Source organism: Phaeovulum sp., from assembly GCF_041596715.1.
GTDB lineage: Bacteria > Pseudomonadota > Alphaproteobacteria > Rhodobacterales > Rhodobacteraceae > UBA6213.
Genome location: NZ_JBFHIA010000344.1, coordinates 1 through 2,391, shown reverse-complemented (window position 1 = coordinate 2,391; position 2,391 = coordinate 1). Strand labels below are relative to the sequence as shown.

General features: G+C 67.5%; 1 protein-coding gene and 2 pseudogenes. 2 read left to right on the top strand and 1 reads right to left on the bottom strand.

Going from position 1 to position 2,391, the window contains the following annotated elements; all coding sequences use genetic code 11:
- Both ABY403_RS15760 and ABY403_RS15755 read left to right on the top strand, forming a co-directional pair.
- Positions 1 to 721 (top strand): annotated as a pseudogene (locus tag ABY403_RS15760) (oxidase); the annotation flags it as partial.
- Positions 718 to 2,118: an aldehyde dehydrogenase family protein gene (locus tag ABY403_RS15755; protein WP_372841764.1), complete on the top strand. Its 1,401-nt coding sequence runs from the start codon at positions 718 to 720 to the stop codon at positions 2,116 to 2,118. The pseudogene ABY403_RS15760 and the gene ABY403_RS15755, both read left to right, overlap by 4 nt.
- A 21-nt stretch (positions 2,119 to 2,139) precedes the next feature.
- Here ABY403_RS15755 and ABY403_RS15750 read toward each other — a convergent pair.
- Positions 2,140 to 2,391, bottom strand: a pseudogene (locus ABY403_RS15750) (tRNA dihydrouridine(20/20a) synthase DusA); the annotation flags it as partial.

Here is a 2,391-nt window from a genome sequence, read left to right as displayed (position 1 = left end):
GCTCCGCCTGCCAATCAGCTACATGGTCGAGGCCGCGCGTCATCTGACGCGGCTGCGCGTGGCGCGGGTGCCGATTCTGACCGGCGCGCATCTTTTGCGCATCGCCCCCGAGGCGGGCGCGTTGGTGGCCGAGGTTGAAACACGGCGCGGTATGCGCCGCTTTGCAGCCGAGCATATCGGCCTGCACGATGGTATCCGCCCCAACGACGCGGGGCTGACCGACTGCGTGGCGCTTCCGGTGCTCCGCTTGGGCGATTGCCGCGAAGCACTTGGTGCGGCAGCCGCTTTGGCCGATGGACGCGCGGGCGGGCGGGCCTTGGCCGCGCGGCTGACCGGCACCACGCCACCACTCGGCGCAGAGGCTTTGGCGCGCGAAGCGGCAGCGCAGGCACGGCTTGCGCGCATCTACGCACACAAGGGCGCGGCAAAGCTGGCCGATCTGCCGGACGACACCGTGATCTGCCGCTGCGAGGCGCGCACCTTGGCCGAGCTCAAGGCGCTTGGCCCCGCCCCGTCAACCCGCCAACTGCGCCTTGATGGGCGTTTCGGCATGGGTGCCTGCCAAGGCCGTTTCTGCACCGAGTGGGTGGCGCGGATCGTTGACGGAAACCTTGGCGATGCACCACGGCGCAGGCTTGGCCAGCCACGCTGGCCCGCCCGGCCGATCTCGGTAGCCGATCTGCTCGCCGCCCCCGATTTGACTTCAGGAGAGACCGAATGACCCTTGCCATCCCCGCCGCGCGCCGCGCGCGCGCTGCTCGATTTGCCGTGACCAACCCGTTTAGCGGCGCAATGCTGGCCGAGTTGCCCGAAGCCGACGAGGCCGAAGTGCTTGCGGTCGTTGCCCGCGCCCGCAGCTCCGCCGCCGCATTCCGCAACTCTACCCCGCACGAGCGGCGCGCACTGCTTAACCGCCTTGCCGACCTGATCGAGCGCGATGCCGAGGTGCTGGCGCAGATCATCTGCGCAGAGGTAGGCAAAACCATCACCGAGGCCCGCGGCGAAGCGCGGCGTGCGCAGAACACACTGCGCCTTTCGGGCGATGCCGCAACGTTCCTTGACGGCGAAGTGCTGCACTGCGCCGTGGTGGCAGGCGGCAAAGACCGGCAGGCGGTGGTAAGCTATGTGCCAACCGGCGTTGTCGCGGCGATCACACCTTTCAACTATCCGCTGAACCTTCTGTGCCACAAACTTGGCCCGGCAATTGCTGCGGGCAATGCCGTGGTGGCCAAACCTTCGCCCAAGGCACCGCTGGCCGCCGACTATTTGATAAAGCTGGCCGAGGAGGCGGGCTTTCCAACTGATCTGGTGCAAATCGTGCACGGCGGCGCGATGCCTGCAATGTCGCTGGCGCGCGCGCCGATTGATCTGCTCAGCTTCACCGGGGGGCCTGAAGCCGGGCTTGCGCTGAAACGTGCAAGCGGGCTGGTGCGTTGTCTGATGGAACTGGGCGGCAACGACCCGCTGATCGTGCTGCCCGACGCAGACCTTGCCGCGGCCGCCGCCACCGCCATCGGCCACCGTTTCGAAATTGCTGGGCAAAGCTGTGCCGCGGTGAAAAAACTCTATGTCCATAGCGCGGTGGCAGATGCTTTTTCCCAGCAGTTGCTGGCACTGGTCGCGGATCATCGCTACGGCGACCCCGCGCGCGATGACACGCAAATGGGCACGCTGATCGATATGGCCGCCGCCACGGACCTTGCCGCACGGCTGCGCGAGGCAGAGGCCGGGGGTGCGCGGCTATTGGCTGGCGGTACGGCAGAAGGCACGTTGTTTGCCCCAACGGTGATAGAGGCCGTGCCGCCAACCGCGCGGCTTTGGGCAAGCGAAACTTTCGGCCCGGTGCTGGCGCTGCGCCGCTTTGACAGCCTCGATGCGGTCATTGCCGAGGTAAACAGCACCGAGTTTGGGCTGCAAGCCGGGATCTTCACCAACGACCACGCCGCGATCCGCCATTTGACGCGCAGGTTGCAGGTCGGGGGGGTGATGGTCAACGAAGGCCCCGATTTCCGGGCAGAACATGTGCCATTCGGCGGCATCAAAGGCTCGGGACTTGGCCGCGAAGGCGTGCGCATCGCGCTGCGCGAAATGAGCGAGACGCGCGTGGTGATCGACTAAGGTGCTAGGGCGCGCGCCGGGTCAGGCGCGCGCCACCTCGGCAAGTGCCGCGTCATAAAGTGCAAGCCCTGCACCGGCGGTACAGGCCCCCTCACTAAGCGCGCGGCGCCAGCCTCGCGCGCCGGGGCGGCCGTGAAACAGGCCAAGCATGTGACGGCTGATCTGGTGTAGCCTGCCACCTTGCGCCAAATGCGCCGCTATCGGCGCGCGCATCGCTTCGGCCACGGCGAAGGGGTCTGCGGGGCCCGGCAGGCCAAACAGCCGCGCATCTGC

Excerpts from the sequence above, each read along its gene's own strand:
- ABY403_RS15755 (WP_372841764.1), top strand. The coding sequence starts at position 718 with ATGACCCTTGCCATCCCCGCCGCGCGCCGCGCGCGCGCTGCTCGATTT.